37 protein-coding genes are annotated in these 26,491 nt (G+C 45.7%); 21 read left to right on the top strand and 16 right to left on the bottom strand.

The genetic code is table 11. The annotated features are described in order from the left end of the window. Positions 1-30: 30 nt before the first annotated feature. Positions 31-507 carry an IS3 family transposase gene (locus BM202_RS30480; protein ID WP_143100798.1) on the bottom strand — a complete coding sequence of 159 codons (477 nt, stop codon included), beginning with the start codon at positions 505-507 and terminating at the stop codon, positions 31-33. Positions 508-596: 89 nt separating this feature from the next. Further along, entirely contained in the window at positions 597-1,553 is a 957-nt protein-coding gene (locus tag BM202_RS30485) for an IS3 family transposase (protein ID WP_245776852.1), read from the bottom strand. A 15-nt stretch (positions 1,554-1,568) separates the two neighbouring features. Between BM202_RS30485 and BM202_RS39155 the strand changes: the two genes are divergently transcribed. After that, positions 1,569-1,676, top strand: coding sequence for a hypothetical protein (locus BM202_RS39155; protein ID WP_177236739.1), 108 nt, complete (start codon positions 1,569-1,571; stop codon positions 1,674-1,676). A 246-nt stretch (positions 1,677-1,922) separates the two neighbouring features. Here BM202_RS39155 and BM202_RS30490 read toward each other — a convergent pair whose 3' ends face one another. The 3 genes from BM202_RS30490 to BM202_RS37540 form a co-directional block, all read right to left on the bottom strand. Further along, entirely contained in the window at positions 1,923-2,639 is a 717-nt protein-coding gene (locus BM202_RS30490) for a hypothetical protein (RefSeq protein WP_093833374.1), read from the bottom strand. A gap of 368 nt (positions 2,640-3,007) precedes the next feature. After that, positions 3,008-3,217 carry a tetratricopeptide repeat protein gene (locus BM202_RS39160; protein ID WP_177236740.1) on the bottom strand — a complete coding sequence of 70 codons (210 nt, stop codon included), beginning with the start codon at positions 3,215-3,217 and terminating at the stop codon, positions 3,008-3,010. Positions 3,218-3,235: 18 nt separating this feature from the next. Further along, positions 3,236-3,385 (bottom strand): hypothetical protein, encoded by a 150-nt coding sequence (locus tag BM202_RS37540; RefSeq protein ID WP_177236741.1) that lies wholly within the window; start codon positions 3,383-3,385, stop codon positions 3,236-3,238. A gap of 791 nt (positions 3,386-4,176) precedes the next feature. Here BM202_RS37540 and BM202_RS30495 point away from each other — a divergent pair. Continuing rightward, positions 4,177-4,362 (top strand): hypothetical protein, encoded by a 186-nt coding sequence (locus BM202_RS30495; protein WP_093833376.1) that lies wholly within the window; start codon positions 4,177-4,179, stop codon positions 4,360-4,362. Between the two features lie 152 nt (positions 4,363-4,514). On the opposite strand, the gene BM202_RS30500 is transcribed toward BM202_RS30495, so the two are convergent. Further along, positions 4,515-5,096, bottom strand: a complete 582-nt coding sequence (locus BM202_RS30500; protein WP_177236742.1) for an RNA polymerase sigma factor — start codon at positions 5,094-5,096, stop codon at positions 4,515-4,517. Between the two features lie 371 nt (positions 5,097-5,467). Here BM202_RS30500 and BM202_RS37545 point away from each other — a divergent pair, with 371 nt between their 5' ends. Then, positions 5,468-5,626, top strand: a complete 159-nt coding sequence (locus BM202_RS37545) for a hypothetical protein (RefSeq protein WP_177236743.1) — start codon at positions 5,468-5,470, stop codon at positions 5,624-5,626. A 290-nt stretch (positions 5,627-5,916) separates the two neighbouring features. Then, positions 5,917-6,237, top strand: coding sequence for a hypothetical protein (locus BM202_RS30505; RefSeq protein WP_093833380.1), 321 nt, complete (start codon positions 5,917-5,919; stop codon positions 6,235-6,237). Positions 6,238-6,422: 185 nt separating this feature from the next. On the opposite strand, the gene BM202_RS30510 is transcribed toward BM202_RS30505, so the two are convergent. Beyond that, a complete protein-coding gene (locus BM202_RS30510; protein ID WP_093833382.1) occupies positions 6,423-7,205 on the bottom strand; it encodes a hypothetical protein in 783 nt (260 codons plus the stop codon). A 256-nt stretch (positions 7,206-7,461) separates the two neighbouring features. Here BM202_RS30510 and BM202_RS39165 point away from each other — a divergent pair, with 256 nt between their 5' ends. The 3 genes from BM202_RS39165 (at position 7,462) to BM202_RS30525 (ending at position 8,698) form a co-directional block, all read left to right on the top strand. After that, positions 7,462-7,620: a DnaJ domain-containing protein gene (locus tag BM202_RS39165; RefSeq protein WP_093833515.1), complete on the top strand. Its 159-nt coding sequence runs from the start codon at positions 7,462-7,464 to the stop codon at positions 7,618-7,620. A gap of 141 nt (positions 7,621-7,761) precedes the next feature. Next, on the top strand, positions 7,762-8,262 hold the full coding sequence (locus BM202_RS30520) for a hypothetical protein (protein ID WP_093833384.1): 501 nt from the start codon (positions 7,762-7,764) through the stop codon (positions 8,260-8,262). A gap of 181 nt (positions 8,263-8,443) precedes the next feature. Then, positions 8,444-8,698 carry a hypothetical protein gene (locus tag BM202_RS30525; protein ID WP_093833386.1) on the top strand — a complete coding sequence of 85 codons (255 nt, stop codon included), beginning with the start codon at positions 8,444-8,446 and terminating at the stop codon, positions 8,696-8,698. A 271-nt stretch (positions 8,699-8,969) separates the two neighbouring features. Here the strand turns inward: BM202_RS30525 and BM202_RS38835 are convergent, their stop codons facing one another. Beyond that, the gene (locus BM202_RS38835) at positions 8,970-9,095 is read right to left on the bottom strand and encodes a hypothetical protein (protein ID WP_262507734.1); all 126 of its coding nucleotides are present in this window, start codon (positions 9,093-9,095) and stop codon (positions 8,970-8,972) included. Between the two features lie 198 nt (positions 9,096-9,293). Between BM202_RS38835 and BM202_RS30530 the strand changes: the two genes are divergently transcribed. Continuing rightward, on the top strand, positions 9,294-10,130 hold the full coding sequence (locus BM202_RS30530; RefSeq protein ID WP_262507737.1) for a serine hydrolase: 837 nt from the start codon (positions 9,294-9,296) through the stop codon (positions 10,128-10,130). Positions 10,131-10,694: 564 nt separating this feature from the next. On the opposite strand, the gene BM202_RS30535 is transcribed toward BM202_RS30530, so the two are convergent. Beyond that, complete coding sequence (locus BM202_RS30535; protein WP_093833390.1) at positions 10,695-11,237, bottom strand: hypothetical protein; 543 nt, start codon at positions 11,235-11,237, stop codon at positions 10,695-10,697. 458 nt (positions 11,238-11,695) lie between these two features. Here BM202_RS30535 and BM202_RS30540 point away from each other — a divergent pair, with 458 nt between their 5' ends. Beyond that, a complete protein-coding gene (locus tag BM202_RS30540) occupies positions 11,696-12,085 on the top strand; it encodes a LytTR family DNA-binding domain-containing protein (protein ID WP_093833392.1) in 390 nt (129 codons plus the stop codon). 183 nt (positions 12,086-12,268) lie between these two features. On the opposite strand, the gene BM202_RS30545 is transcribed toward BM202_RS30540, so the two are convergent. Together BM202_RS30545 and BM202_RS30550 are read right to left on the bottom strand one after the other, a co-directional pair. Then, complete coding sequence (locus BM202_RS30545) at positions 12,269-12,553, bottom strand: hypothetical protein (RefSeq protein WP_093833394.1); 285 nt, start codon at positions 12,551-12,553, stop codon at positions 12,269-12,271. Between the two features lie 7 nt (positions 12,554-12,560). Beyond that, positions 12,561-12,962, bottom strand: a complete 402-nt coding sequence (locus tag BM202_RS30550) for a response regulator (protein ID WP_093833396.1) — start codon at positions 12,960-12,962, stop codon at positions 12,561-12,563. A 245-nt stretch (positions 12,963-13,207) separates the two neighbouring features. Between BM202_RS30550 and BM202_RS30555 the strand changes: the two genes are divergently transcribed. From BM202_RS30555 to BM202_RS30585, 7 genes are all read left to right on the top strand, one after another. Then, entirely contained in the window at positions 13,208-13,612 is a 405-nt protein-coding gene (locus BM202_RS30555) for a response regulator (protein ID WP_093833398.1), read from the top strand. Between the two features lie 440 nt (positions 13,613-14,052). Further along, positions 14,053-14,163, top strand: coding sequence for a DUF4113 domain-containing protein (locus tag BM202_RS38840; protein ID WP_093833517.1), 111 nt, complete (start codon positions 14,053-14,055; stop codon positions 14,161-14,163). A 76-nt stretch (positions 14,164-14,239) separates the two neighbouring features. Beyond that, positions 14,240-14,383 carry a hypothetical protein gene (locus BM202_RS30565; RefSeq protein WP_245776853.1) on the top strand — a complete coding sequence of 48 codons (144 nt, stop codon included), beginning with the start codon at positions 14,240-14,242 and terminating at the stop codon, positions 14,381-14,383. Positions 14,384-14,431: 48 nt separating this feature from the next. Beyond that, complete coding sequence (locus tag BM202_RS30570) at positions 14,432-14,611, top strand: hypothetical protein (protein WP_093833400.1); 180 nt, start codon at positions 14,432-14,434, stop codon at positions 14,609-14,611. A gap of 263 nt (positions 14,612-14,874) precedes the next feature. After that, positions 14,875-15,321 (top strand): hypothetical protein, encoded by a 447-nt coding sequence (locus tag BM202_RS30575; protein WP_143100800.1) that lies wholly within the window; start codon positions 14,875-14,877, stop codon positions 15,319-15,321. Between the two features lie 331 nt (positions 15,322-15,652). Next, positions 15,653-16,252 (top strand): outer membrane beta-barrel protein, encoded by a 600-nt coding sequence (locus BM202_RS30580; protein ID WP_177236744.1) that lies wholly within the window; start codon positions 15,653-15,655, stop codon positions 16,250-16,252. A 248-nt stretch (positions 16,253-16,500) separates the two neighbouring features. Beyond that, on the top strand, positions 16,501-18,327 hold the full coding sequence (locus tag BM202_RS30585; RefSeq protein WP_093833406.1) for a CocE/NonD family hydrolase: 1,827 nt from the start codon (positions 16,501-16,503) through the stop codon (positions 18,325-18,327). A gap of 239 nt (positions 18,328-18,566) precedes the next feature. Here BM202_RS30585 and BM202_RS30590 read toward each other — a convergent pair whose 3' ends face one another. The 3 genes from BM202_RS30590 to BM202_RS30600 form a co-directional block, all read right to left on the bottom strand. Beyond that, entirely contained in the window at positions 18,567-19,172 is a 606-nt protein-coding gene (locus BM202_RS30590; RefSeq protein ID WP_218160627.1) for an MFS transporter, read from the bottom strand. A gap of 813 nt (positions 19,173-19,985) precedes the next feature. Then, complete coding sequence (locus BM202_RS30595; RefSeq protein WP_177236745.1) at positions 19,986-20,600, bottom strand: DDE-type integrase/transposase/recombinase; 615 nt, start codon at positions 20,598-20,600, stop codon at positions 19,986-19,988. Between the two features lie 128 nt (positions 20,601-20,728). Beyond that, on the bottom strand, positions 20,729-21,040 hold the full coding sequence (locus BM202_RS30600; RefSeq protein ID WP_012931201.1) for a transposase: 312 nt from the start codon (positions 21,038-21,040) through the stop codon (positions 20,729-20,731). Positions 21,041-21,487: 447 nt separating this feature from the next. Between BM202_RS30600 and BM202_RS30605 the strand changes: the two genes are divergently transcribed. Next, on the top strand, positions 21,488-21,769 hold the full coding sequence (locus tag BM202_RS30605) for a hypothetical protein (RefSeq protein WP_093833410.1): 282 nt from the start codon (positions 21,488-21,490) through the stop codon (positions 21,767-21,769). Further along, on the top strand, positions 21,766-22,092 hold the full coding sequence (locus BM202_RS30610; RefSeq protein ID WP_093833412.1) for a hypothetical protein: 327 nt from the start codon (positions 21,766-21,768) through the stop codon (positions 22,090-22,092). The genes BM202_RS30605 and BM202_RS30610 overlap by 4 nt, the downstream gene beginning before the upstream one ends. An 85-nt stretch (positions 22,093-22,177) precedes the next feature. Here the strand turns inward: BM202_RS30610 and BM202_RS39170 are convergent, their stop codons facing one another. Further along, positions 22,178-22,282 (bottom strand): DUF4113 domain-containing protein, encoded by a 105-nt coding sequence (locus BM202_RS39170; RefSeq protein ID WP_143100802.1) that lies wholly within the window; start codon positions 22,280-22,282, stop codon positions 22,178-22,180. Between the two features lie 581 nt (positions 22,283-22,863). Here BM202_RS39170 and BM202_RS30615 point away from each other — a divergent pair. The 3 genes from BM202_RS30615 (at position 22,864) to BM202_RS30635 (ending at position 25,210) form a co-directional block, all read left to right on the top strand. Beyond that, positions 22,864-23,127 (top strand): response regulator, encoded by a 264-nt coding sequence (locus BM202_RS30615; RefSeq protein ID WP_093833414.1) that lies wholly within the window; start codon positions 22,864-22,866, stop codon positions 23,125-23,127. A 995-nt stretch (positions 23,128-24,122) separates the two neighbouring features. Beyond that, complete coding sequence (locus tag BM202_RS30630) at positions 24,123-24,536, top strand: IS110 family transposase (protein ID WP_245776854.1); 414 nt, start codon at positions 24,123-24,125, stop codon at positions 24,534-24,536. Between the two features lie 251 nt (positions 24,537-24,787). Next, entirely contained in the window at positions 24,788-25,210 is a 423-nt protein-coding gene (locus tag BM202_RS30635; RefSeq protein ID WP_245776855.1) for an IS110 family transposase, read from the top strand. Here the strand turns inward: BM202_RS30635 and BM202_RS30640 are convergent. Continuing rightward, the gene (locus tag BM202_RS30640; protein WP_093833420.1) at positions 25,124-26,131 is read right to left on the bottom strand and encodes an IS110 family RNA-guided transposase; all 1,008 of its coding nucleotides are present in this window, start codon (positions 26,129-26,131) and stop codon (positions 25,124-25,126) included. The genes BM202_RS30635 and BM202_RS30640 overlap by 87 nt on opposite strands. Positions 26,132-26,491 lie beyond the last annotated feature (360 nt).

Consider the following 26,491-nt stretch of genomic DNA (forward strand, 5'->3'; position numbering starts at 1 on the left):
TGGACTTGCAACAAAATACTGGACAAATCTTTAAGCAACATGTTGCAGTTGCCCATTATAATAGTCGAAAGGGGAAAGATAGCCTAACGATGAATGTCGCCGTTGACGATTGTACCAAATTTCAATATATTCAAAGACCGCCTGTTTAGCCATGGCTCGCGACTGGAAATTCTGCTGATAGACCAACTCTGACTTCAACGTCTTGAAAAAGCTTTCCGCCACGGCATTATCCCAGCAGTTACCTTTCCCACTCATGCTTTGCAATACCAACGGGTGTTTTTTGAGCAGTTTGGTAAAAGCATGACAGGCATACTGAACCCCTCGATCTGAATGAAAGATCAGGTTTCGTTCAATGGGCCGATTTTTTATCGCCATCTGCCAAGCTGGTATAGTTGTCTCAGCGGCCCTCATGGACTTACTTAAGGCCCAACCGATCACTTTTCGATCATACAAATCCATAATCATCGTCAGATAGATCCAACCTTCACCAGTACGGATATACGTCAGGTCCGAAACTCATGCCTGACCCGGTTTTGCCGGGTTGAACTGGCGATTTAAATGGTTTTCTGCGACCGGGTAAGTGTCTTAGCCCCCTATTAACTGGACAGATTTTCTGAAAAGGCGGCCGCCGCTGCGGTTGTGTCGTAAATTATCTGTGCTTCCTCCCATTTCTGTTGAGGTGTTATAAACCCAATCGAACGATGAAGCCGGTGGTTGTTGTAATGGGAAAAATAACGCCCTAACATTTCTTTCGCTTCATAATAGCTATCAAATACATTGCGTTCAATCACATCATGTTCAAGAATACTGTGAAAAGCTTCAATGTACGAATTCTCTTCAGGGGTAGCTACATGCGTGAATTCCTGCTTGATCTCTGAGCTTTTTAAAAAATTACGTACCGAGTGGGCTATGAATTGGCTGCCGTTATCATTGCGCAGAATGACGCCTTTCAATTGATGACTCCGGTTTATTCGTCGAAAAAGATTGATTAAGTCAATTTGACGAATACTGCCTTTGAAGAGCCAATCCAGGATTTTGCGGCTATACACATCAATGACGCTCAACAGATAGTAATTCCGTCGCTCCCCTTCTACCCAAACATATTTGATGTCCCAGCACAGGTATTCCAAGGGCTTGGTCGATTCAATTCGTCTGAATTTAACAAATTCCCGCTTGCGCGTCGGCCGGATCACTTTGCCTAAAAGCAAATTATACTCCTGCATCAAACGGTATACTTTTTTCTTGTTAATGATATACTCTTTTTTCAACTCATACGTGATGTATTCGTAGCCAAGAGCGTTGAACTCAACATCCAGCAGCTGACGAATACTGTTCACTACCAGTTGATTGTCGACCCATGATCCATCAAGCTTCATCGTCACCTGGCTGGGCCGTGCTCCAGGCTTACCTAATTGAGGTTGGTAGTAACTCACGCTCCGTGGCAGGTTGAGCCACTGGCATAACAGGGTACGACTTATTTGATTTTCGATCGGATCGATTTCATCCCATGACGCAGCCGGGCGGCCGGTGCCGGCAAAATTGAGCGGTATCACCGGTCGATAAAAAATGTGTTATTACTAGAGCATTACTACAGTCCCGATGAGTTGAGGAAGCGCTTAACCGAATGGGTCGATTATTATAACCGCGCGGGCGGCCCCGCACCAACGCTATCATGAGTCACTCGAGAATGTACGTCCCGCTGATGCGTACTGGGGCCGCCAAGAGCAAATTGTAGCCGAACGGAAAAAAATCAAGCAACTAACGATGGCCCAACGGCGGAAAAGTCATATTTTTCAGAAACTACAAAGTGTTTAAAACCGTCTCTTCTCTTTTCACCCGCATCTGTCCACTTTCGGTTGACGATATACATTATTAACACCCGGCTTATATAGCCATATTAGGAGGTCGAGCTTAAAGCATTTTTACTTTGAATAAAACAGAGCCCAAACAGGTTTGTAAGAATAAAAATTACCTTTCGAGTCAAAGGTTACATTCGTTCCTTTGTCAACGCGAATCTCTCCAGTCGCAAACGTGAGACTTACATAGAAAACTTCTAATTTAGTCTTGTCAATCGCCTGCCAGTTAGTTGCTTTCGCGTCCGTATAGCTTTTTACAAAATCAGCTGTATTAGCAATATAAGCTACATCAGCATCCGTTATAGGAACATTAGTGGCAAAGCCAAAGGGAACAGCGGCTGATACAGTTGCTCCTGTTACCCGTTGGGCTTTAAGGCGAATAGCATCGTAGCGGGCTTCACTGGTTGACCAAGTGCTTTTATAGACCGCTCTAACGGTAAAGGTTTGCTTACTACCATCTTCAGCGGTTACTGTATAAATGACGGGGTTAGTGAAATTCTGAACACTACCCGAATTGGGGGTTGCCGTCGCGCCCGTTGACAGGGTAAAGGTAAATTTGAGGGTGGTAATGTCGGTTCCTCCCGGTACCGTCAAGGTGTAGGAATTTGTCGGTGCATCAAACGATGTAGTCGCTCCTGTGAATCCATCCACTGCTGGATTGTCAATGCTTTTAGCGGAACTCTTCGGAGTTACGGGCGTACTACTGTCGGATGATTTGCATTGAGTGAGTAAACAAACCAGCGTAAGAAGAATTGGAGCGAGTTTAACGATTGCGCTCAACATAGAGGGCATGTTAGCTGGTTTACTCTGCTTACCGCCAGAAAGCGTTGAAGCTTGTTTGATAGAAAGAAACGTAAAAGAGCCAAATCCCTTTTTGTGAAGGGAAGAAGTTGGTCATACAAATGTGGATAATTAAATTACTTATAATAATATCCACCTTTTAATAATACAGCAACACAAGGTTTATTAACCGCTCATTATTTCTTCTGGAATGCCTCTTTCTTCTTCTGGAGCAAACGTATTATACCCATTATCATTCAAGCCCAGACGCTACTGGTTTACAGTAGTGCCAAACCGTAACTCGATACTTCCGGCTCATCCATGTCGAGAATAAATTGGCCGGTTAAGCCTTGGCATGAAAGGCCGCCATTCTATAGCGGGTTGGGTAGTTTTTGTCTTTTTTGTAACCACTTTTTCTTTTGTGATATAGTGTAAGCTTCATTATCAGTTGGATTGATTTTTAAAACCATATTATAATCCTGTAAAGCAGCCGTTAGGTTGCCTAATTCAAAATAAACATTCTCGCGATTAAAATAAGCACCTGTCGAGTATGGATATAATTTTAGGTGATGATATATCAATTTACACCAACTTGTAATCTAACCTTTAAGTGCATGTATCTTCTCGCCAAGTAGCGTTAGCCGGTCATTGAGCGCAAGGATACGTTTAGCCCGTTCCTGACTTTGCCGGATAGTTTCTGCCATATAGGCATTTCTTTCCTGAATTATCTGATATATGGTATTGTGCATAATCGCACTTTTTTTACATAAATGTAAGTTGAATACTAATCAAAAGAAAGGTACAGGGCAAGGGCAAAGAAAAGACTGTACCTTAGTTACCTACAAGCTTCACAACTATTGGAAAGCGACAGGCAACGGTTCATTAAGCTTCTGGAACAGTATGTGCAAAAGGTAGCTGAAGTTCACATTGACGAAGTGGATGCAAAAATGCAGGCTCGACTAATAAAGTTCATCATAAGTTTAAATGACGATTTTCCCGAAATCTCGGGGGAATAAGCGTATAAGCTTTGCTGCCAAAAATAACTCAAACGGAGATACTACTACCTCTCTGCGATAAAGTGACTGCATCACTCCCAAACTGGATAATGCCATGTAAGGACAGTGACCTCTTTCGCGTTCTCGGCCCCGAATTTTTTCAGATATAAGCCACCTTAACAAGATAAAAAAAAGCTTGACAGTATCAAGCTTTTTTTAAACAACCTAATCTTCAGATAAATACACTAGGGATAGTATACCCCTGGATAAATCACCTATATATACCGTGTACATATTTATGGATGTATACCCCGCCTTAACAAATAAGTGCAGGTATTATTTCTTTTTGTACAAATTCAGGCAGTTTACTTCTGAAAAAACTATCACTGTTTTGGTTCTTATTGTTGCTGAGCATCCGCTTAATCAATTTTAGAGCAAATGATCAAAATAAAGATTAACTTCAGAATAGGCAGTTTTCATTGGGTGTTTTCTAGATGCCCGCCCCCCAATCTGCTGAGCCAACCACCTACTAAACAACAGTACAAATGCCCACAACAACCAATTGGGTTGTCGGCTTGTCGATCCTGCTGCAATTATCGGTAGGTGGTGCTTTCATTAGGGATGCCCTTAAAGCTACTTACATCCAAAGCCGGATCAAGTTATCACTGTTCGCCCTTTTATTGATGGGCACGGCTATTCTACTCACCTATGGGCTAATTAATACTACGTAGCGTTGCCTCAGTAGGGTTATGATCTTCCTAGTCTGGAAAAGAAGACCTTAAACGGCCTATTTAACAACTTATAGAATCTTCTACTCCCAGCCACTCAGCGATATAGAGGCTATCGACAAACACAATATTGACTATAGCCCTCGACTACAGGCTTATCCATGTCTGATTTCTACCAATCTCTCAGAGCTTCGTAGTCGCTGTAAGGCTTGCTGGACCCGGGTCTTGACCGTCCCCAAAGGCCAACCTAATTCATCCGAAGCTTCTTGATGCGTGTAGCCCTGATAGTACAATAAATGGATCAATTGCCACTGATGGGGATTCAGGGTTGATTGAATCCAGGAGTCCAGACCAACCCAGTTGTAGGTGGGAGTACCGCTGCTTAGTTCGTCTAAGAGAAAATCCTCCAACGGTTCATAAGATAATGCAGATGATCTTAAATGAGTTGATGCATTATTTCGGACGATTCGCCACATCCAGGTGAATAATCGCCCTTTAGCCGGATTATACTGATGAAAGTTGAGCCAAATATTAATAAAGCTATCTTGGAGCACGTCTTTCGCTTGTTGATGATCGGCGATGATGCGCATTAGCTTCGATAATAAAGTGGGCGCAAATCGGTTATAAAGCTCCTCAAATGCTTTCTGATTTCCCTCTTTTAGAAGGACAATTAAGGTGGGTTCATTATACTGCTTGGCAGAAAATAGCCGGCTGGGTGACGTTAAGATGGGTGGCAAGATGGTAAGTTAAACAAAACCAGCTAAAGAGTACTAAATTTACATTTTGTTTAATTATAATACAAATAAGTAATAGGTAGTTTATTTGAATTTAATATCAATAACAATCATAGGTATGTTACCTCACAAAGTACAGGTTGTTTTTAATGGACTTTTATCAGGAATATTGAGCTAATAAAGCTACTAGGAGAAGCGAATTGAAAGAAAAAACAGAAAGGTATCCTTTTTAAATTGCCTATCTTGAGTTGGCGTTAACAAGTCGCTAACCACCTATGCAATATTAATTCCGCTTTGAGTGCTACAATGGGCCAGACCGTCAGTTCACTACCCAACTTTGCCCTGATATTCCCGTAGATAGTACTGTAAACTTTGTGTATGCACAACCCATTCAAGTAGGTTCTTATGCGGACGATAAATGGCCACTGTACTACGTGGCTAATTTTACGCATGCGGAGGAAATTGACGATCCGGCCATACCGGGCAAGAATGCCCTGCTGGTGCATGTGTATGTGGCAAGAGGGGAGCAGTGAGCAGAATTTGAGAAGCCTCCGCTAGTGAAGGAGTTGGAAGAAGGGGAAGAAATCTAGCTAGCTAATAGTATAGTAAGAGTATACAGATGTACATTTGTTTACTGAGTAAGCTTTGGCTTACTATGGTGTGGATAGAATCGGAAAGCCTGGCTACATTGCGGTGTGGCTTTTTCTGTAAAAGCAATAGTTCAATTACGGAGGATGTTGCTCTATATAATCAGGAAATAAGACCGTGCTACTTACGACATAAGAGTTCACGGCTTCCCGCTAGCTAAATAAAAGGGAGAAATATGAAAAGATTTCTGGCGCTGAGTAGTTTGAAGACTATGATTCCACAACAATCCGAGGCTTCCAGAGCCATCCAGCTTGAATTTGTGGCCGATTTGAGCTACAATCCCCGTACACACCAGTATCGCGTCGATCTGACGGAACCCTACCGGACTCAGCTGCCTCGTGATCGCAATTATTTATTACTCGATGTAGAGGGCTTTACTGTCCATAAACTTTTGGACGCCTTTCAAGTGGAGGTGGTTGACTACTACCAGCAGAAGTGTGAAGAAGCGCGTCAAGCCCTCGACCGGATACGTATCGAAAGCCAGTTTCGAGTGTAAGACCCAACAACGAAGGGAAATAGGTGCTATTATGTGAAGTATTTTTGGCCAAATGGGAACAGTAACCATTGTTTGAGGTGCCGGAGGAGTTGATTCGGGCGGTACGGGTTGGGTATTTATGAGGAGGGGAGCAGTATTGTATCGTAAAGCTTGACTACGTTGTGATTTGGCTTTTTTTGTAAATTTTACCAAGGATTTAGCGGTAATGTCAAGGCTACATAGGGTAAGCCTGCTCGATGGCGAAAGCGATCATTGTTAGCGACTTGATCCCGGTTGTTAAGGGCCATTTCAGTGGTCAACCATTGATAACCAACTTTCAACGCGATGCTGGGCCCAAAATACATACGAGCATATACTTCGGTGGTCAACATACCTCGATCATGAGCACCTAAAAGCTTTACATTAAGCCGGGTAGGTGATGCGGCCTGAAAAGCGTCAGGGCCTTGAAACGACTTTTGTACGTCTTGACCCAGCGAATCGGTCTGGCTAAAAAGACCAGTCGAGGAATAAACCCGTCCGATTCGGGAACGCCCTAAAAACGTAAAGCCCAATAAGTCAACGCTGGCACCCAGTTGAAGTCTACCCAAATTCCACTCCCCTCGTATGCCCAAATTAAGCGAGGTTTGTGACAGGCGCCCAAAGCGGACCGTGTCAATATTTTCCACACGAGTGAGCCGGGCTGGGGCCGTATAGTAGTTCAAATCATTGCCATAGAAGGCGCTTACTCGTGCTGTCCATCCCAAAAAAATAGTCTTGCTTTTTGTTACAGGGGTAAGTTCATAATAAACCAAGCTTGGGCTAAAGTGATTTCCTTTGGCAGCAAGCCCAAAATCAAAACCACCACTAAGTCCCTCCCGAATGGCAAAGCTTCTTTGTTGAGCCCCTAGTGGTTGGGAGTTTACCTGTATGACTATGCATAGGAACAGGGCTACGAAAATTGGTTTTAGTAGATGGGTAAATTTTGGCATTCAGGAGCGGATATGAATAAATTAAATTTAATTCAAACGGGCCATCGAAGTGGGTAATTGGTAATTAAGTTAAAGCGGCTCTGTAAATACTCATTGTTACATGACTGTCTAGTTAGGGGTCTTCTTAATTAACGTTATTCCATAAAATTTAACCATATCACAATGACCGCCCTCGACTGTTAGCCAGATGTTGAAGCGGACGTTCGCTGGCTTCAAAGCGTTGCCCGAAACGGCAACCGAGCCGGGTTGGTGAACTATACTCGGCGTTACGCCAACGGCCAGATGGGAGGATATTCGAACGGCTTACCAAGAGAAAGTAAAAGTATGTAACCCGGATAAAGGAGGATCGGAGCAGGCATTTGCTATTCTTCAGTCGGCGTATGAGATGGCCAAGAAGGAATATAGTGTTCCGTAGAACCATTCGATTTACCCGTCGCCCTGAATTCCTGTCGATTCATCCTATTTTTCTGACCGATCGCCAATCGCAGAATTTTCATATTGATACAATTGCTATCCTTTGTTATGCAATAGTGCATGAATCTTACAATTCCACATTATGAACCCTATTACCGAATATCAAAATGTCAAGAATAGTAGCGAAGCTGTAAAAAGCCTTTTTGCCAGGGAGTGGGTACTTCAAATGGTAAAAGGAGGGAGCCTACCTTCGTCCCACTCAATAGGGGCTGTAGGCTACATATCGAGTAACTTTGGCTATAAACCTGATCAGGCCTATTCTATCATCCGTAGTGTATTAGATGACTGCGAAGCCATTCGAAAGAGTCTTAATCACTATGATGCTAAAATGGAGGAGGAGAAAAAGTATATACAGGGTTTGTCTCCCCAAAATCAACCTACCCAAACTAACGAAGCCTTATTTGAACAGGTTGTTGAAACAGCTTTTGACTTATTAAAGAAAGGGCATGATTCTAAAGAAGTAGCAGAATTTCTTTCTCCAGAGTATTTGTTTTTAGACGATCATCCAGTCAAGTTAAATCAACAGGAAATTGATCGCGCTCTCGCAGAATCCATAAATCGTTTCGAAGATTGGAAGCGTTAACAAAAATAATATACATTTAAACGCCCGCCCCACCTGCCCCCAGTGTGGGGCTTTTTTATACTCCCTTTTTTTGGCAACGCTGAATGCCTAAGGACCATTAGCGAATTCCCTTACTCAATAAAAGCCTCTATGAGGCTTTCATTGGTTAGAGGAAACATGATTTTTATTTAAACTCGATTGCATGGCTATTTTATACGTCTCGGGACGTGATCAAGAAAGGGAATTTCAGCAATATGCGATTGACGATGAGGCTATTGAATATTATTTTGACGTGCTTAATCACTTGGTGAAAGCAGGCTTTCAAGTAAGTGCCGTTAAACTTGTCATAGAAGGCAAGGCTATGCTTCTACCCGTTGAAGCCTTCGATGGTGAGCTCGTGGAGGAACACTTGCGAGCCCTTCAACAGATATGGGAAGAACTTCTATTGTTGAAATAGATCAAATATAGACGGATAGACGACTGCTTTTATAAAAATCCTTTTTTCTGTAAAGCTGGCAGATACGCAGCCAGTTGTTTTTCATGGAGCGGCCACCACTTCTCGGCGGATGGGCCTTCCAAAAAAAGCGAACCAACATAGTCAGTCCGCTTTAGCTAAACCTAATCTTTACAATGATGGCGAAGGTAGTACCGAGCGATTTTACGTGCCCGATCAATAGACTACTCGCTCCTAAACACCGACTAAGGGCCGTTTTGAGCCGATCACTACATCAGCCCCAGGGTACGTAGGGGTGACTTTCTTTGATGAGTAGTTGCAAATGCGCCAGTGCCCGGTTGTGCTCCCCCGATCCGTTTGGCAACTGATGAAGCGCGGCAATTTCGGCGTCTTCAAACAATTTAATTATGTTTCAGGAGACATCGAACCGACTAGCATCGATGTCAGTGATCATCGCATCGTATAACGCCTGCTGGTACTCCAGATACGTATCCGTGACCATTTGCTTGCTGGCCGCTGGCTCCAGTAAAGCAAATGCGGTAGCGGTTTCAGTAAGCAGTTAAGAAGCGTTATTGCGGTTGGTACGGGATGGCAGCTCATTCGTCACACTACCCATTTAGCTACTGATTCACCCATGTGGTCGTATCTACCCAAACACTGGCCCCTGCACAACAGCATCAAAACGGTTACTTTCCGTCAACTCCTGACCATGAGAAGTGGCTTTCCCAAAAACGTAACCTCGGGTTATGACTCGTTGAAGGCGGCTATGGCCGTTGGGGCCACCTCGCCCCAGTTGACGTTCAGCTACCAGAATATGAACTATGCCCTGATGCGGTTTCTGATCCCACATGTGGCCGGTGGTTATTCCATTACGCCCATGCCGAACAATGCCTCCACCCAGAAAATCAGCGAGGTCGAGCAGAAACAGGCCCAGGAATACACCGATGCCTACATGAACTACTGCCAGCTCAACGTATTCGATAAGATAGGGATCGCCCCCAATATGGCCTGTAAACCCACTGATGTGAACCCGGCGCTGTGCTACAAATGGGCCGCTCCCAACGGCAAGGGCACCGATTGGGGGGATATGAGTCTGACTAACGCCGAGCGGGGCTGGAACATGTCGGCTCTGCAAATGGCAACGTTCATGAACGCGTTGCACCACACCTACAAGATTCTGCCTAAAACGGTGGCCGACGCCATGCGCCGGGACACGCTGGGCTACGACAACGCGAACAATCTAATCAAGACGGGCCTCAAATACGTCAAGAAAAACGGGGGCTATCCAGCCTCGAACAACGCAGGCGAAGTGGGGGCATGGCTGTTTGGCTTCGAGAACGAGGTGTACGTAGCGGTGTTGGTCAATTCAGATCCAAAACCCAACACGAGCGTATCGACTGACGTGGTGGCGGCTTTTGACGCTTGTTACAAGTAGTGGGCTTATGGCATTGGGTCGCAGGCGGAGTACATCGAGTAAGTACATAAATTCAGGTATCTCTCCTTTTTACCAATGTTTATCCACAGGGCGGTGGGGATGGCTGTGGACAAGCATAAAAAGGGGTGTATAGAGGACTTTTCTATAGGAGCATAGTACGCAGGCCATTACGGGTAAAATGTCCTTTTATGGCCTGTTTTAAGTATGCTTAGTACGTTCCTTAACCTGCTAAACATACCCTTTTGTCCGTTTTGTAGGATAGTCGTATGGGCGTTTTGAATAGAAAAATAGAGCCCTATACTGGTGGGAAGCTCAAGCAGACCTCCACAGCCGCCGAGCCTCCCTGACTAGTACTAGCACTCACCTAGACTGCACACGGATTGGTTAGGTCACAATCCACGGACAAGAATAGAAAAATAAAGCCCCAACCAATTAGCCTAGGCTTGTCAATGCATACGGATACACTTCTGACGGCTAACCTTGCGACCTTGATGATCGTATTGGGCCCCATTTGGATAGAGTCGTTCACAAGCTCCTGTTGGTGCCCGACCCTTCTAAACTTCGTCAAAGCCGTTGGCCAGCTTGCTTTAGCCGGGTAAGTTTTTCTAACCATTCATCCCGCCCCGCCTGGGCCTGGTCAACATAGCGGTGCTGACGGGTAAGGATGGTCTGATAATGGCTTAGTAGGTAAGCTCGTTGACCACTCGCTCTGAGTCGCTGCTGGGTTTTTAACATGAGCTGCTCCAGTTTAGTAATAGAGCAATCGTAGTTAGCCATGACCGTTTCGTACTGATCAATGCGTTGCAGTACCATCTCCAGTAGGAACTGGTCAATCTGGGCCAGAATAACTTCTCTGGGCTGGCTTAACAGGGCTTCCCATTGCGTTTGCAAAACCCAAATGGGTCGCAACACATCCTGGCCGTCGAAAGCCTGATGGGCTAGATTGGTCCGATGGCCATCTTCAACGATATACGTTTCCAGGAGGATACTTCCAGCAGCAGCAATCAAGTTTAATGTATCAAGAACCGTCTCTAACTGGTAGAGTTGACATTCAAAAGTTCGAAGCTGCTTTTGGCTGTCAATCGATTTTATGTAGAGCGTGAGCATCGTATAGTTAATTCATACCCGTTACCCACCCTACCTAGTCCCGTTCATTGACTCGTGTGGGCGGTGTGTCAAACCCATTAAGTCAGTACAGGTATACCATGTGTCTGAATGTTTTGTTCAAGGACATCAAGGAAAACAGGAAACAAAGATTAACCCATTACTTTCGGAGGGCTATCCTACTAGTCCTGTTGATCCCTGCTTCTTACAACACGTTACGACACGATTGTGCCGGACCGGCTTATCTTCCCTATAAATAAGCGAAAATGGCGACAAACCGTTGTAGCTACTAGTGTGATAAATTAGGGATTCCAAAAAGTCGACTTATGGATGAGGTCGACTTTTTTTGTTTTCGGCAAGAACATCATTGATTTAGAAGTGAACTCAGGTAGTGAAGCAACCTAGGCGTTTCAGGTTGCTTTGACGCGCTGGTACCGCTAGCTGATTATCTGAAACCTAGAATGGCCGATCTCGTTGATAAGCATGCTATCTACATGATGAAAAAGCTCCGATTGTCGCCCCTCAAACTAACGTCTACTGATGATGTACTCATCGTGTATATATCGGGCTATAGGAGTTATTCCAGACTGCACCTGAAAGTAGGAGAAACACACCTACACCCAGATCCCCTGGTTCGCTATACCGAACGCTTACCCCACTTCATCCGCGTTCATAAACACTATTTAATCAATCCGCATTTTGTCGAGTCGGTGACGCAAATAGATGCTACTCATGAGTATGTAACGATGGTGTGGGGTGACCAACTACCCATTGCCAGACGTCGAATCCCCCAAGTCAGAAAGGCTATTCATGCTGCGCTTGCCAGCCGTTCCGTTGCTATCCAGCCATGACGGCGCTAGACAATATTCCCGATTACGCCTGGCATTCATCCCACTTACGCATGACTCCTTCCTCATTTTCCTTGCTGAACGATGTTCATTTGTGACTTTATCTGGTCTTGAGCCAGTGTAAAAAGTCCTCTGGCAAAAATAGCCCGAGTCGGCCTACTTCGAAGCGTCAATAACTTAGGGGCTTTAGAAAGCCATCAAACGTTGAATGTGTTGCAGCAGCGTTCGCCTATATTGATGGAAATCTTCCAGGGTATTGACGCGAAGGGCTCCGGATGTTTCCTTTAACTGCTTGAACGCCGTAAATAACTCTTCATTCGGTGGCGGGGTGATGGCGTGAAAATAATGCCAGCCCAGATCAACGATCGTCTTGATTTTTTCCAATAAGATGGTCGGGTCATCTTCGTACTGAATCTTCTCAAGCTCCCCCGCTTCCTGGGCCAGGGCCTGTTTGATCTGTTGCTTGGTCATGGCAAAGTTAGGCAGCCAGTTGAGTCAACTGAACCAGTTTAAACCAGTACTGGCAAAAGGTTTCTATGCCTTGGAAGGCATCTTGTTTCAATAATAATGAATTGGCTCCCGCCCGGTAGTAACGCTGCACCTCCTGGTTTGATATGTCGCCTGTCCAAACCACCACGGGGATGTGTTGCCACGCTTCCGAGTTCATCAGCCAGACCAATAGCTCGTAACTATCCGACTTTGGCATCTGGACGTCAATGATAATCAGGTCAGCTTGTAAACCATTAATCAGCCGTTGGGAGGCCTCATCCCCACTGGCGGCATACGTCAAACTGACATTCTGAGGACACTGCTTGATTTTAGCAGCCAGCACAATAAAATCATCTTCGTCGTCATCGACGATCAGAACGGAGTAGTTCATAGAAGAATGAGCATAAAGTCAAAGGCAAACTTGCACTCAGCCTTTAAACGTAACGGTCTGAGGGTAGCTGGCCTCATCGATTAAAAATACCTTAAAAAGAACCTGAAGACGTGGGGTAAAGTTTTTTTAGTAATCAAACTGGAATCAAATGATCACTTGCTATTTAGTAAGTCATTGTTTACCACCCAGCAAATCAGTAACATTGCTTCTATTTTCACCCGTGTACGTAACCTCGTCCTTCATTGATGAACGCTTCTGAATCCCCTACGGTCTGGCTTGTTGACGATGACGAAGATGACCAGCATTTCATTTGTTCAGCTTTCCGGGATGGTGAGCCTTCCATTACGGTGCTAACGCTGAATGGGGGCGAGGAGCTATTGGCTGCCCTAGTCGCCTGTAAAGAGTTGCCCCGATTGATCTTGTTGGACGTGAATATGCCTCGGAAAGATGGCTTTGAAACCCTGCAGGAAGTAAGAAATACCCCTGCGTTCGCCGATTTGCCGGTCATCATGTTAACGACCTCCTCGGCCGAAGAGGACCGCCAGCGTTCGCTGGCCCTGGGCGCTAACCAGTTTCTGACCAAGCCTTTATCGCACCAACAGTTAAGATTGATGGCTCAACAATTGAGTCAGGAATGGGCCTTACGCTAAGAAAAAAGCGTTTCCAGCTAACTCATTAAGTTGAGGAACGAAACCCACATCTAGTTCTACATCCGATCAAGTATCAAAACAACATGTCTCCGGTAACTAATCCTGAAGTATTAATATCCCTGCTGTTTTCTAATGCTGAACGATTTTAATTTAGTTAAGGGTACTTGAACTACGGCTGCCAAGCTATAGGTTTTCCATCGAAGGTATTACGGGGAAGAAAACAGCCGGAGTCCAGTAGCTTCCGGCTGTTTGGTAGCTGACCTATAAGCAGTAAACCTATTGTACACGGAAAGGGAAATGGCTCTACAATCCGGTCAGGCTAAAAGATAAAACAGCCAGCATCTACCAGGTGCTGGCTGTAGGTGTTTCAAATCTATAAGGAACCTATGAGGGCAGCTAGCGTACAACTGCCTCGAAAGGTAGCATCTTGACCTAAATCAATAAGGTTAAGAAATCGTGAAGCAGAGTGGAATAATTGGCCGATTAAGCAAAAGTATTTATCTCCTAGATATACGACACGTTGGGAGGATATATTGTCAGCTAAATGGTAACTGGGACAGCTAGATTATGAACCGAGTCATTGCGCCAGGGGATCGCGTGATCGTCACACCCGTCAAATAGGGCATTATGCGTAAATCCTACAAAGCCACCGTGATTGCCTGGATGTCATCTGGCAAACTCAAAGTTCAGCTCGATGGGGATAAACGCCAGACATCGAAACTGGTCAATAGTAACGATGTAAAGAATCTGACCGATAAGCCTACCCAGTAGCCACTGACAACATTAATTCAGAAACTTAATTACCCCCTAAAGATTGCCATGACACAAGAACAGACGAAAGAGGTTTGGGCTCGGAAAGTAGCCTTGCAAACCGCCTTGACTGCTTTAGCCGATTTGCCGGAAAATAAGCGGGCTATCTCGGAATTGAAAGAAGGGATTGAGTCCTGTAACACGGAACTCGTTTCAGGCACGTATAACCCACCCCTGGAAGCGAATTAAAATCTATCAGACCTTTTGTAAATCAGCGTTACAAATGGTAGTGTCAGTCGGGTCCGTTTAAAAAAGGGTGCATAAATCGTCACGACTCAAAAATTCGCGTCTTAAACAAACGGGGGTATTTTGAGAATATAAATCTTCTGTTGGTAGTAATTAAGTGTTAATTGACGTCTTGACCAGCTTAGTTTATTGGTAATCCGTTAACTTGTAATTGAAAAATTAATAGGTAATACCTCTGTAACCCAGAAATATCCAGTTGTATGTCTATGAAAACAACCCTACTGCTTTTGGGCTTACAGGTTGGGTGCCTGCTCATTCTCAGTTGTAAAGACGACTCAAGGGCGACGACAACGACCATACCCCCAACGCTTACTCAAGAAGCACGCCTGTTAAGTGCAGGATTAAAAATCATAGGCGGTACGCCTCAAGAACAGGTCTATCGGTTACCCCCTGAAAAGTTAGACCCCAAGGGCTTATTCACGGAAACCGCCATTACAGCTTTTGAGAACGCAGTCAAGCAGCCAGGCTCATTTACTGCCACTACAGTCATGGGCGTGACGACTTATAAGACGAGTATTTTAGATGGTTCACTCAAGGGGATTCAATGGATCATTGGGATGGATGGTAGGAAGTTTAGGGCCATTGGACGTGAAGTAGAAAAAGACTCGATACGTGAGCAGGGTGACTTACAATTGACTTATTCGTCGCAGTAGCTCACCAGCGACAATTCAACTAAACCGCGCCCTGGATACGTTGGGGCTTATTTGACGTATTCTAGTCAATAATGCAGCAGGCAGCTTCCTGCTTACAAGAAATGAGTGTTAATTACGACTTCATCTGACGGTTTTTTCGTCTAATTTCCCATTTTATTAAACGCTCCGTTCGGGTTACACGGATTCTTTTAGGCCAAGTGACCGCAACGGCGGACCGTGGGTTCTGTACGAAACGGCAACAGCACTCAAATTAGTCGCCTTTTGCTAAATGAATGCAGGCCGCTTTATTCATTAACCTTAGTTTCGCGTAACTCAAATCAATATGCTCATTATGATGAACACCCTTAAAGTAACGGCCTCCTTATTCCTTTTTGTTTGCGCTTTTCTTTTGTCAACTCAAGCACAGGCACAGTTTCAGGTAAATGTGAATGGCAACTACTTAGCGCCTACTGAATCGGGCTCTTCATTCTCGGATGGTCTATGGGGAGGGGGCGTTACGCTACGCTATTTCGTAAGTTCCAAGTTGGCCGTTGGTCTAAACGGCCGCTATTTCACAACTAATAACTCGGCAAATTTTGATCCTGGGATTGGCGGTAGTGGATCGTTTAAAGCTTCTGGGAATTTAATTTTGGTGACTGGCCAGGCTGAATACTTTTTCTCTGAATCCGCTTTGCGACCTTATGTTGGGCTGGAAGCCGGTTTATACAGATCTGCGGCCACCGTTGAAATTACTAGCGGAGGCCAGACCATTAAAGTATCTGACAGTGGTAGTAATTTTGGCGTAGCGCCCAAAGTAGGGTTGCAGTATGCTATTTCACCAGCCTTTGGCTTAAACGCTGATGCGGGCTATCATCTCGTTTTTAGCGATGGTAGTACGGGAAAGTCCCTTCTCCTGGGGGCAGGCATCTACTTTCTGTTCGGTCAGCCCTAGAGAGCTAGAACTACACTAGATAAAAATGATGGTCCCGTTATAAGTCGGAATCTGATTGACTAAACCCCGAAAATAAAATTCGGGCGTTTAACAAGACGGCATATCCAGTAGCAGAAAGGCTTGCCGTGTAGCTGGTTGTCGATGTACCCGTTCATCATTTGTAGCACCCATCCCTACGAATACGCTTGTGAACTATGTATTGCATAGTATCTTGCATTACACTTAATAGCCATTAATGTGATCCGCTCATGAAGATTCATCGGATGCTATTGCTGCTGGCGCTGATCTGTTCGATGACCCTGCTCAGTTGTGATGAGCTGTATCTTAGGACTCACTATACCAAAACCGAGTATATGATTCCTATGCGGGATGGTACGAAGCTCTTCACCATCGTCTATGCTCCTAAGGACCAGTCCCAAAAATACCCTATCCTGATGACCCGCACCGCCTACGGCATTGCCCCCTACGGCCCCGACGAGTTCAGTAATGGCTTAGGGCCAAACAAAGACTTTGACCACGAAGGCTATATCTTCGTGCATCAGGATGCGAGGGGCCGCTTTAAGTCACAGGGCGAATTTATCCATCACCGGCCCTACCTGGCCGGCCAGGTCAATGAGGCTACCGACACCTATGATACCATCGATTGGTTGATCAAGCACATTCCTAACAATAACGGGCGGGTTGGCCAATGGGGCATCTCCTGGGCGGGCTGGGAAGTCTCTCAGGGCATGATTGAGGCCCACCCCGCGCTACGAGCCTCCTCACCCCAATCCCCGCCCCAAGACCAGTTTCTGGGCGATGACCATCATTCGGGCGGGGCCTTCCAGCTCATGTATGCCTTCTCCTGGATGGCCGCTAACGCCCATGCCCGACCAACCCCGACCGACAAAGCACCCAAACAGTTCGATTATGGCACGTCCGACGGCTACGATTTTTTTCTCAAGTTAGGTTCCGCCGCCAATGCCCAGAAGTTCTTTTTAGACCAGTTTCCGACCTGGAATGAGTACATGCGCCACGGTACGTATGACGCCTACTGGCAATCCCGCAATGTGCCCAAGGATTTGCGCCATGTCCATCATCCGGTGCTGCTGGTGGGCGGCTGGTTTGACGCTCAGGATTTCTATGGTGCGTTCCGCATGTACGAAGCCCTGCGACGCTACAGTCCCGCCAATCAGACCTACTTCGTGTTGGGTCCCTGGGCCCACGGCGGCTACGCAGGCCCCAAGGGAGACCAATTAGGCGCGATTGATTTCGGCTCAACGACCAGTAGTACTTACCGCTACCAAATGGAACTGCCGTTCTTTAATTATTATCTCAAAGACAAAGGCCACTTAACCCTGCCTAGAGTGCAAGCCTTCATCACGGGCCAAAACCGCTGGTACAATGGGGATGTATGGCCCCCGCCCCAAGCCCGCCCTCAAAATCTGTACCTGGCCGAGCAGGGAAGGCTTACGTTTCAGCCTAGCCCCTCTACTTCCGGTTCGGATAGCTATCGCAGTGACCCGGCGAAGCCGGTGCCCTATTCCGCCCAGGTCAGTACTAATGAAGGGGATACGTTTATGGTGGAGGACCAACGCTTCGCTGCGGTCCGCAACGATGTGCTCACCTATCAGAGCGCACCCCTGACTAAGGACTTCACTATTGCGGGTTCGATAGAAGCTAGTTTGCACATCGCTACGACGGGGACGGACGCCGATTATATTGTCAAGTTGATTGATGTCTACCCCGATGACGCCCCCGCCTTCCAGGGTACGAAAATGGGCGGCTGTCAGATGTTGCTGACGGGCGACATCTTACGGGCTAAGTTTCGCAACAGCTTTGCCAAACCCGAACCACTCGTGCCGGGCCAAGTCACCAAGTTGGTTTTTCCGTTAGGGGACAAGTTTCACACCTTTCGCAGAGGTCACCGGATCATGGTCCAAATCCAAAGTTCCTGGTTTCCTATGTTCGACCGCAATCCTCAGACGTTTGTTGACATCTACCATGCCGGAGCCAAGGACTATCAAGCCGCGACCCAAACCATCTTTCGGTCCGTGGCAACCCCTTCCTTTATTCGGGTCAACGTGTTGCCTTAGTTTGTGGGCTTTGTTGATTAAGCAGCCACCTATATCCACTAAAAGGTAGCGAGTCTAGTAGCCATTGAGAAATAAAAATTCTCACATAAGGCTCCTATGTGAGACACAGGAGGATGCATGGTGCTGCTACTCAAACACGGCGTTTTTGGCGATAGACAAACTAGTTCAAGGAACTAGTTTGTCTTAGTCTGTAAAACCGTATGCCTTTAGATTTGCTCCGTGATAGGTAAGCAACAAGGTCAATGGATGGCTTTGACCCTGGCAACCAGTAGCGTAATTAATAGGCCCAGACAACCAATAAGGGCATACGAATACTGTAGGTTTGTTACCTCAGAAATATAGCCAATCGCGGGAGGGCCAAGCAGAAAACCAAAATAACTGACGCCTGAAACGAGGGCTAACGCCATGCCCGGCGCTACGGTTTTGCTCTGGCCAGCTACGGAATAAACCATGGGCACAATACCAGAAACGCCAATGCCAACTAACATAAAACCAAAGGTAGCAGGCACCAATAAGGGAAAGGATACCGAAACAAGCATGCCAGTGGATACCAGTAGGCCACTCACTTGCAACCAGCGTTTGCGACCGTATCGTTGAATCATCGTATCGCCCAGAAAACGCCCGGTGGCCATCATCACCATAAAGGAAGCATAACCCAAGACAACATACGCTTCCGGAGCTTTTACAATCGTCTTGAAGTAGACGCCACTCCAGTCGAACATAGCCCCTTCGGTAGCCATACTGCAAAAGCCGATAGCCCCCAAGTGGACTAAAAAACGAGGAGGCATCGTGAAGAATTTACGCTTTAGGGCGGAGGAACCCAGCGTTACTTGTTGACTAGGCACCAAATAGGTAAAATTAAGTAAGATGTGAAGCCATACCAAGCTGGTGATCAGGCAGAAATGAACGAAGGGAACCTGATGCAGCTTCACTAAGCCCATGCCGAGTAAGGCCCCACTCTGGCATTATTTTCACGCCATCACCCCGCCACCGAATGAAGAGTTGTTTACGGCGTTCAAGTAGCAAGCAGTTAAAGGAAACATCCGGAGCCCTTCGCGTCAATACCCTGGAAGATTTCCATCAATATAGGCGAACGCTGCTGCAACACATTCAACGTTTGATGGCTTTCTAAAGCCCCTAAGTTATTGACGCTTCGAAGTAGGCCGACTCAGGCTATTTTTGCAAGAAAGCAAATCCCTGGTTTGAAACCGGGTAAATTCATAAATCAGCACCGCTATTTTGAACAAGCTCAGGCGGGGCGTGATGAGTGGTTAGAAAAACTCACTCGGCTACAGCAAACTCGTCAACTACTTCAATGAAGTTTAGGCAGGTCGGGCACCAATAGGAGCTTGTGAACGACTCTATTCAAATGGGTCCCAATACGATCATCGAGGTCGCAACGTTAGCCGTCAGAGGTGTATCCGTATGCATTGACAAGCCTAGGCTAATTAGTTGGGGCTTTTATTTTACCATTCTTGTCCGTGGATTGTGACTGTCTTAGCCCCCTATTAACTGGACAGATTTACTGAAAAGATTGTGTCAAAAACTAACTCTGCTTCCTCCCACTTTTGCTGCGGTGTAATAAAACCGATCGAACGGTGCAATCGATGATGGTTGTAATGGGAAAAATAACGCCCTAACATTTCTTTGGCCTCATACTAGCTGGCAAACTCATTTCGCTCAATCACATCATGTTCTAGAATACTGTGAAAAGCTTCAATGTACGAGTTCTCTTCAGGGGTGGCTACGTGCGTGAATTCCTGCTTGATCTCTGAGCTTTTCAAAAAGTTACGCACTGAATGAGCAATGAATTGACTGCCATTATCATTGCGCAAAATGACCCCTTTCAGTTCATGACTCCGATTTATTCGTCGAAAAAGATTGATCAAGTCGATTTGGCGAATACTGCCTTGGAATAGCCAATCCAGAATTTTGCGGCTATACACATCAATGACGCTCAACAGATAGTAATTCCGTCGTTCCCCTTGTACCCAGACGTACTTGATATCCCAACATAGGTATTCTAAGGGCTTGGTAGCTACAATTCGTCTGAATTTAACGAACTCCCGCTTACCTGTCGGCCGGAACACTTTGCCCAGAAGTAAATTATGCTCCTGCATGAGCCGATATACCTTTTTTTTATTAATCAAGTACTCTTTTTTCAACTCGTGGGTGATGTATTCGTAGCCAAGGGCATTGAACTCAACATCCAGCAGTTGCCGAATACTGAGCACGACCAGTTGATTGTCCACCCACGATCCATCCAGTTTCATGGTTACCTGGCTGGGCTTTGCCCCAGGCCTACCTGATTGAGGTTGGTAATAAGACACGCTCCGAGGCACGCTAAGCCACTGGCATAACAGGGTACGACTTACTTGATGTTCGAACTGCTTCATTAGTGCTAGTTTCTCCGAGGTTGAATAGTCGTTTTTTTTAGCAGTTCGCTTTTGATCTCCAGTTCCAAAGCTTGTTTTGCTACAATCCGCTTCAGGCGATCATTTTCTTCTTCCAGCACTCGAAGCTGGGGATCGACGCGTGCATAGGAATCTTTGAGGCCTTCTTTGCCTTTGCTTAAATATTTCAATCGCCATTTGCGCAGCAATGAAGGGGATAGATTGTATTTGCGACAGGTGTCAGCATGGCCGTCACGGATTGCTTCCTGGACGATGGAATAGCGGTCTTCGGGAGTAAAACTCCGCCTTAGTTTGCTCATGGTATCTGAATGTAAAAGGACTAAACTGTTTTTGCAATTTTGTCCAGCCATTCAGGGGGTTAAGACACTAGTACTAGCCAGGGAGGCTCGGCGGCTGTGGAGGTCTGCATGAGCTTCCCACCATTATAGGGCTTTATTTTTCTATTCAAAACGCCTATATGACTACCCTACAAAACCTACGAAAGGGTATGCTAGACATGAAGCTAAACGTACTTAAAAGACGCCATAAAAGGACGTTTCTCCCGTAGTGGCCTGCGTACTATGCTCCTATAGAAAAGGGCCCCTAATCACCCCTTTTTGAACTTATCCATCACAATACACTCAGCACCTGAGCATTACGGGACTGCCTGCGGAATCGGATGCTGAATCGTTAGCCGAATTAGCTAAAGCCTTCCCAACACTTAATATTCAATACGTGTTAACGGGTGAAGGAAAACCATTACTACTATGACTCATCAAGAAAAAGGAGCCAAACTTAAAGAACTCATTTTAGAGTTTAGTGCATTAACTGTTGATACAGAAAAGGAGATCGTAGTAGGTAAAGTGGCTGAACTTAATCGGCTTTTTTATCAATATAATACTCAAAATAAGGGATTGTACTCTGAAGTTGATACCGAAGAAAGTAGAATCTTATTTGGACGAGCAAAAGAAGTTTATGAAAATGGTCAGGCCGATCCCGAAAAGTTTGCAAAACTCAAACACTCTATCCTAGATTGGATGCGTATATGAGTTGCCGGCCCTCCGCGTCCGAGCCCACCCCGATTGAGCGGTTACCCGCTGCCGCCGATGCGTTTTCGGGTTTGTCCCTGGACGCAGGAAAGCAGGTCGTCACCAACGCGTATCTAAAGTCCAAATACGCGTTGTTCGATGCGATGACCCTTGACATTGACCCGAAGCGCTATGATGTGAGCTGGAGCATAATCAAGTCATTCGCCGATAAAGAAATAGGAGATTTCCAGGAATTGTCCCTTGAAACGGAGTCCAATAGTATGGCATTTACCCATTTACAACATTTGGTAATAGAGAGTCACAAATACGTTCCCTGGGGCTAACCTGGCAAAGAAGCGGGGCTATTATAGTGGTCAGAATGTCCCAAGGGCGTTACCTTACCTCCAATATACTGTCCCACTGCGTTGTTTAGCGCCTTGACACCCATTGCGGTTTCATCGGCAATTCGCGATTGTACAGCTGAGAAGCTAGCTGTAGCTTATCGTGTTCATAGCGCTTGTTGACTTTGTCCATCAACGTAGAGAGTGTAATGAGCCGCTTAGCCGCTTGGCGCCTGACACCAAAACTGTGATAGAACGTCCTGAATGAAAAAGTCTGTCAACCATCATAGTAGGAGATGATCGATATCATTGCTAAACGATTTATCGACGTCTAGTTTTACAAAAGATTATATGATCTAGTAGTCGTTCAATTGGTTCGGCGATATGGTTACTCAAATAGGCAAGCTTATAGGGCTATTCAGAGGTCTTACTAATCGACAAACGCGCATTGCGTTTTCTAATGGTAAATATGACCACGCTGTATTCACTAGTCTTTAACTCATTTTGCGATGGCTACGCGCCAAAGTTGTGGGGGCTGATTTTATTGGCTCATCTACCAGCTCCCCAGGCAGAAGCTATTTCGATCAATACTCTTTCCAAAGCTTAGTACCAACCGGATAGTCAGCCCATCCCAGAAAACCAGTTCCTGTCTTGGCTCCTGACGTTGGCTTACCAGGAGGGATTACCCGCTGCGTGTTTGAACGCTGTTTTGAGACCAAAAAACTAGTCTTTGCTTTTTCTGTTTTTCGCCTTCACCTCGTCAACTGTATACCAATGAACAAGACTTATACTGTGTTACTAGTAGATGATGATCCCGATGATCAATTATTAATTTTGCTAGCTTTTGAGCGAATTTCAGCTCAGTACAATATGCAAGTTGCCGCCCATGGACGGGAATGCCTAGCTCTTCTTCGGACCAACCGGGTCTTGCCCGACTTGATTCTGTTAGATTTGAATATGCCCTACGTGAGTGGCTTTGAGTTACTTCATCAGTTAAAGCTGTCCACTTTGTATCGCCCATCCCTGTCGTTATCTTGACGACTTCCGATGATCTAAGGGATGTCCAGAAAGCCTATGAGTTAGGGGCAACTAGTTATTTTACTAAACCCTGTACGCTTAAAGGTTTATTCAAGCTAGCTGAAGACGTACATGCGTCCTAGCCCGAGATCGTGGTTATTCCCGCTGACTTGAAAGGTTCGCTTTCCCAAAGGTTTTCGTACAATTCTAACGACTATTCCAAACTAAAAATTAGCATATGTTTCTAGTGGATTGCTATCGAATTGATACCCTTAGAGATCAGGAGAAGGAAGCCTTTTATAATCTCTTAGGCCAAAGTCAGCAAGCAGAGCTAGCCCAAGAGGTGAGTAGTCAGGATCTTGTCAACTATGACGATGTGCCTGTCAGCCATTTACTAGCGACCTACAGATTTAGACTAGAATCGATTGATCCTAAATCGACAAGTAAAAGTGAGCTTGAATTTTTGATCGGGAATATGTCAACGTTCAAAGGCGACTTGATACGACTTAACATTATAAAAACTAACCATTCTCAACGCGTGATCTTTACTGACAATAGTTACCATAAATTGATCGGGTGCTTATCGAGTAATGCGTCAAATTAGTACCTAATGGGCATTGCGATCCCATAAAGATCACTAGCCTAATTGCTAGTAAGTGGTTTGAGGCTGGATACGGGCGAGTGTTGCTCTCAATGGGTTAGACTGAGACTTACATCGGGTGTAGACCACTGTACGTCGTCAAATGAAAGTGGACAAAATGGAAGGTCCGCCGTTGCGGTGAAAATGGGAAGTGATAATTCAGTAATCGCACATATCTTTGTCTTAGGTTGTATTTATCAAAAAAAGTACAATTTTGACGAAAGGTCTGACAAAGGCAGCCAGCAGCTTGGGTTCCGCCGCTAATACGTCTCTGACGATATTCAACCGCTGGTTGTTCTGGCTGCCTTGTCTTTTCCCTGTAACTCCAACAGTACCTTTAGGCATACGTAAGCGCAAGCACTATGACCTGGCATGAATGTGCATTAGTTGGGAAGAGGCCGTTAGTCAACCTTATTTATTCACTTTTTATCCCTTTCCTATACAACCCTTCCTGCGCTTCTGTGTTGGCTTGGACATCAGCAAAGATGATCTGCAAGTGTGTTTGTCCGTGATTGATACCGATGGTCGAGTGACAATTAAAGGAACTACTAAAGTAACTAATCAGCCAGCAGGCTTCACCCTCTTGATGAGCTGGGTAAATAAGCATCGCAAACTGGAGCTGCTTATACGATATGTAATGGAATCGACGGGTGTTTATCACGAAGCTGTAGCCTGGCATCTATACCAGCATGATCAATCGATCAGCATTCTATTGCCTAATAAGGCAAAATACTATCTAAAAAGCTTAGGCTATAACCGGGGCGCCGGACATATCTTTGAAGTGCTTTGATATTGTCAGAAGTAGTACAATTTTAGGGCAAGGCCTGACAGGGGTAAGAAGTAACCTGAGGTGCGCCGGTTATACATCTTTCGATGATATGGGAACGCTGGACTATCTTCTTACCGCACCGGCGGCCCGGCCTGTCTTTCTTTTAAAGTTCAACAGTACCTTTTGGCACTTTGTGGTGACCAGGCATGTATGTGCGAAACTAAAGAAAGGCCCTTCCAGGCTGATACGTTTACCTAAACTAACTATCTGCTATGAAAACGCTGCTCCGTTATTGTGCAGGATTAGATGTTAGCAAAGACAGTCTACAAGTATGTTTGGCGGTCATTGACTCGGATGGCCGCGTTGTGGTAAAGGCTTCTACTAAAGTAGCCAATAAAGCCTCCAGCTTTTCTGCCCTATTGAAATGGGTTGGTGGTCATTGTAAGCAAAACTTACCTTTACGTTATGTGATGGAAGCCACAGGAGTTTATCATGAACAGATTGCCTGGTTTCTCTACCAGCATGAACAAACTGTGAGTGTGATCTTACCAACTAAAGCCCACCATTACTTGCGCAGTTTAGGACAGAACCGGGCCGATTTCTATGGATTAAACAAGGGTTGGCGTATAATTTTTGTTATATTTTTTGCCCCGTTTGACGACTGCATAGACTCGATGGATGAGTTTATTTCTTAGCGCATTGATAACCAGCATTTTATTCTTACCCTCTTTGACTTTTCGCTGATAATACTCCTGTAATTCACCGGGCATTTGAAGAGCCGACATGGCCGCCATATGAAGTAAGGTTTTTAGTGATTTTCGAGCGTGATGATTCACCCGGGTCTTACCCCGTACACTACTGCCCGAGGAGTGCTCGAAGGGAGCTACACCCGCATGGCAAGCTAGCTTTTTGGGGTCATCAATAGCTTTGAACTCATCACTGGCTAGGATTAATTCAGTGGCCACGACTTGACCAACACCGGGGATAGAAGTAACTAACTCAAAGAGTGCTTTCAGAGTAGGATCGTCAGCAATAAGCTGTTTGATTGCCTTTTCGACCCCTTTTAAATCACTCAGAAGCGCCTTCAGTGAGCTACTACAATGCTGCCCTAGTTGGGTAGTCAGGGCTTTGTCGCCAAATCGTTTTTGTTCGGCTAAAGGCACCTTCAACTGGCTGATCATACCTTGCAGACGCTGACGAAGACGAGTAAATTCCGCCAGCTTTTTCATGACTGGCCGAGCTGGCTTCCAGAGCCGAGTCCGGTCTTGAAAGCGATAAGCGTACTCAGCAATGCGTTGAGCATCAATACTATCTGACTTACCTCGTTGCAGCCCGCCAGCTTGTTTAATATGTAGGGAAGCTTCTAGCCAGATCGGTAACTGAGCCTGAAAAAACACGTCCAAGGCGTGTGCGTTGTAAAGACCCGTGTGTTCCATACAAACCACGCAGGTTGAGCGACCAAAATCAGGAAGTGCCTGGAGTTGTTTGATCACCGCTCGGATAGCAGTAGGTGAGTTTTCAGATTGGGTCTGCCAGACAATACCTTTATTAGTATAAACAGCCCAATCCAGCGTGTTCTTCGAAACATCAATCCCAATGAAGTGGCGAATATCCATTAGAGTACTTAATTTTAGGGTTAGATAATCAGACTGCTTACTCATCACTCGCTACGCCACGGGGCGCCCCGCTTGCTAATGGGTCACAACACCCTAATTTCTATTCGAGGTTAAGTAAGAAAGACCGAGCGGGACCTGAATCGGCCCGCACGGGCGGCCCCGCATAGGTTGCGAGCCTGGCCGGAGACGCTAGGGAAGCCCGCTCGGTTGTCTGTCTGGCAAGCTACCCAAATCTTGGTTTCTTACCAGCACTCAAACCTAAAGGCCGGAGCGGTCTAAGAATGATACGATTGATGCCGTGGGGCTGGCTCGTATGGGTTTGGAACAACTTCTTCCCCTTTGGCAACCGCTTTCGAAAAA

The organism is Spirosoma endophyticum (assembly GCF_900112365.1).
GTDB lineage: Bacteria > Bacteroidota > Bacteroidia > Cytophagales > Spirosomataceae > Spirosoma > Spirosoma endophyticum.

Excerpts from the sequence above, each read along its gene's own strand:
- BM202_RS30615 (WP_093833414.1), top strand. The coding sequence starts at position 22,864 with ATGAACAAGACTTATACTGTGTTACTAGTAGATGATGATCCCGATGAT.
- BM202_RS30525 (WP_093833386.1), top strand. The coding sequence starts at position 8,444 with ATGGCTATTTTATACGTCTCGGGACGTGATCAAGAAAGGGAATTTCAG.
- BM202_RS30610 (WP_093833412.1), top strand. The coding sequence starts at position 21,766 with ATGAGTTGCCGGCCCTCCGCGTCCGAGCCCACCCCGATTGAGCGGTTA.
- BM202_RS30600 (WP_012931201.1), bottom strand. The coding sequence starts at position 21,040 with ATGAGCAAACTAAGGCGGAGTTTTACTCCCGAAGACCGCTATTCCATC.
- BM202_RS30630 (WP_245776854.1), top strand. The coding sequence starts at position 24,123 with ATGTGCATTAGTTGGGAAGAGGCCGTTAGTCAACCTTATTTATTCACT.
- BM202_RS30540 (WP_093833392.1), top strand. The coding sequence starts at position 11,696 with ATGGCCGATCTCGTTGATAAGCATGCTATCTACATGATGAAAAAGCTC.
- BM202_RS39170 (WP_143100802.1), bottom strand. The coding sequence starts at position 22,282 with ATGGACAAAGTCAACAAGCGCTATGAACACGATAAGCTACAGCTAGCT.
- BM202_RS30490 (WP_093833374.1), bottom strand. The coding sequence starts at position 2,639 with ATGTTGAGCGCAATCGTTAAACTCGCTCCAATTCTTCTTACGCTGGTT.
- BM202_RS30535 (WP_093833390.1), bottom strand. The coding sequence starts at position 11,237 with ATGCTCACGCTCTACATAAAATCGATTGACAGCCAAAAGCAGCTTCGA.
- BM202_RS30580 (WP_177236744.1), top strand. The coding sequence starts at position 15,653 with ATGATGAACACCCTTAAAGTAACGGCCTCCTTATTCCTTTTTGTTTGC.
- BM202_RS30545 (WP_093833394.1), bottom strand. The coding sequence starts at position 12,553 with ATGACCAAGCAACAGATCAAACAGGCCCTGGCCCAGGAAGCGGGGGAG.
- BM202_RS30570 (WP_093833400.1), top strand. The coding sequence starts at position 14,432 with ATGACACAAGAACAGACGAAAGAGGTTTGGGCTCGGAAAGTAGCCTTG.
- BM202_RS30605 (WP_093833410.1), top strand. The coding sequence starts at position 21,488 with ATGACTCATCAAGAAAAAGGAGCCAAACTTAAAGAACTCATTTTAGAG.
- BM202_RS30505 (WP_093833380.1), top strand. The coding sequence starts at position 5,917 with ATGAAAAGATTTCTGGCGCTGAGTAGTTTGAAGACTATGATTCCACAA.
- BM202_RS30520 (WP_093833384.1), top strand. The coding sequence starts at position 7,762 with ATGAACCCTATTACCGAATATCAAAATGTCAAGAATAGTAGCGAAGCT.
- BM202_RS30555 (WP_093833398.1), top strand. The coding sequence starts at position 13,208 with ATGAACGCTTCTGAATCCCCTACGGTCTGGCTTGTTGACGATGACGAA.
- BM202_RS30495 (WP_093833376.1), top strand. The coding sequence starts at position 4,177 with ATGCCCACAACAACCAATTGGGTTGTCGGCTTGTCGATCCTGCTGCAA.
- BM202_RS30640 (WP_093833420.1), bottom strand. The coding sequence starts at position 26,131 with ATGGATATTCGCCACTTCATTGGGATTGATGTTTCGAAGAACACGCTG.
- BM202_RS30510 (WP_093833382.1), bottom strand. The coding sequence starts at position 7,205 with ATGCCAAAATTTACCCATCTACTAAAACCAATTTTCGTAGCCCTGTTC.
- BM202_RS30635 (WP_245776855.1), top strand. The coding sequence starts at position 24,788 with ATGAAAACGCTGCTCCGTTATTGTGCAGGATTAGATGTTAGCAAAGAC.
- BM202_RS37540 (WP_177236741.1), bottom strand. The coding sequence starts at position 3,385 with ATGCACAATACCATATATCAGATAATTCAGGAAAGAAATGCCTATATG.
- BM202_RS30565 (WP_245776853.1), top strand. The coding sequence starts at position 14,240 with ATGCGTAAATCCTACAAAGCCACCGTGATTGCCTGGATGTCATCTGGC.
- BM202_RS30585 (WP_093833406.1), top strand. The coding sequence starts at position 16,501 with ATGAAGATTCATCGGATGCTATTGCTGCTGGCGCTGATCTGTTCGATG.
- BM202_RS30550 (WP_093833396.1), bottom strand. The coding sequence starts at position 12,962 with ATGAACTACTCCGTTCTGATCGTCGATGACGACGAAGATGATTTTATT.
- BM202_RS30595 (WP_177236745.1), bottom strand. The coding sequence starts at position 20,600 with ATGAAACTGGATGGATCGTGGGTGGACAATCAACTGGTCGTGCTCAGT.
- BM202_RS30575 (WP_143100800.1), top strand. The coding sequence starts at position 14,875 with ATGAAAACAACCCTACTGCTTTTGGGCTTACAGGTTGGGTGCCTGCTC.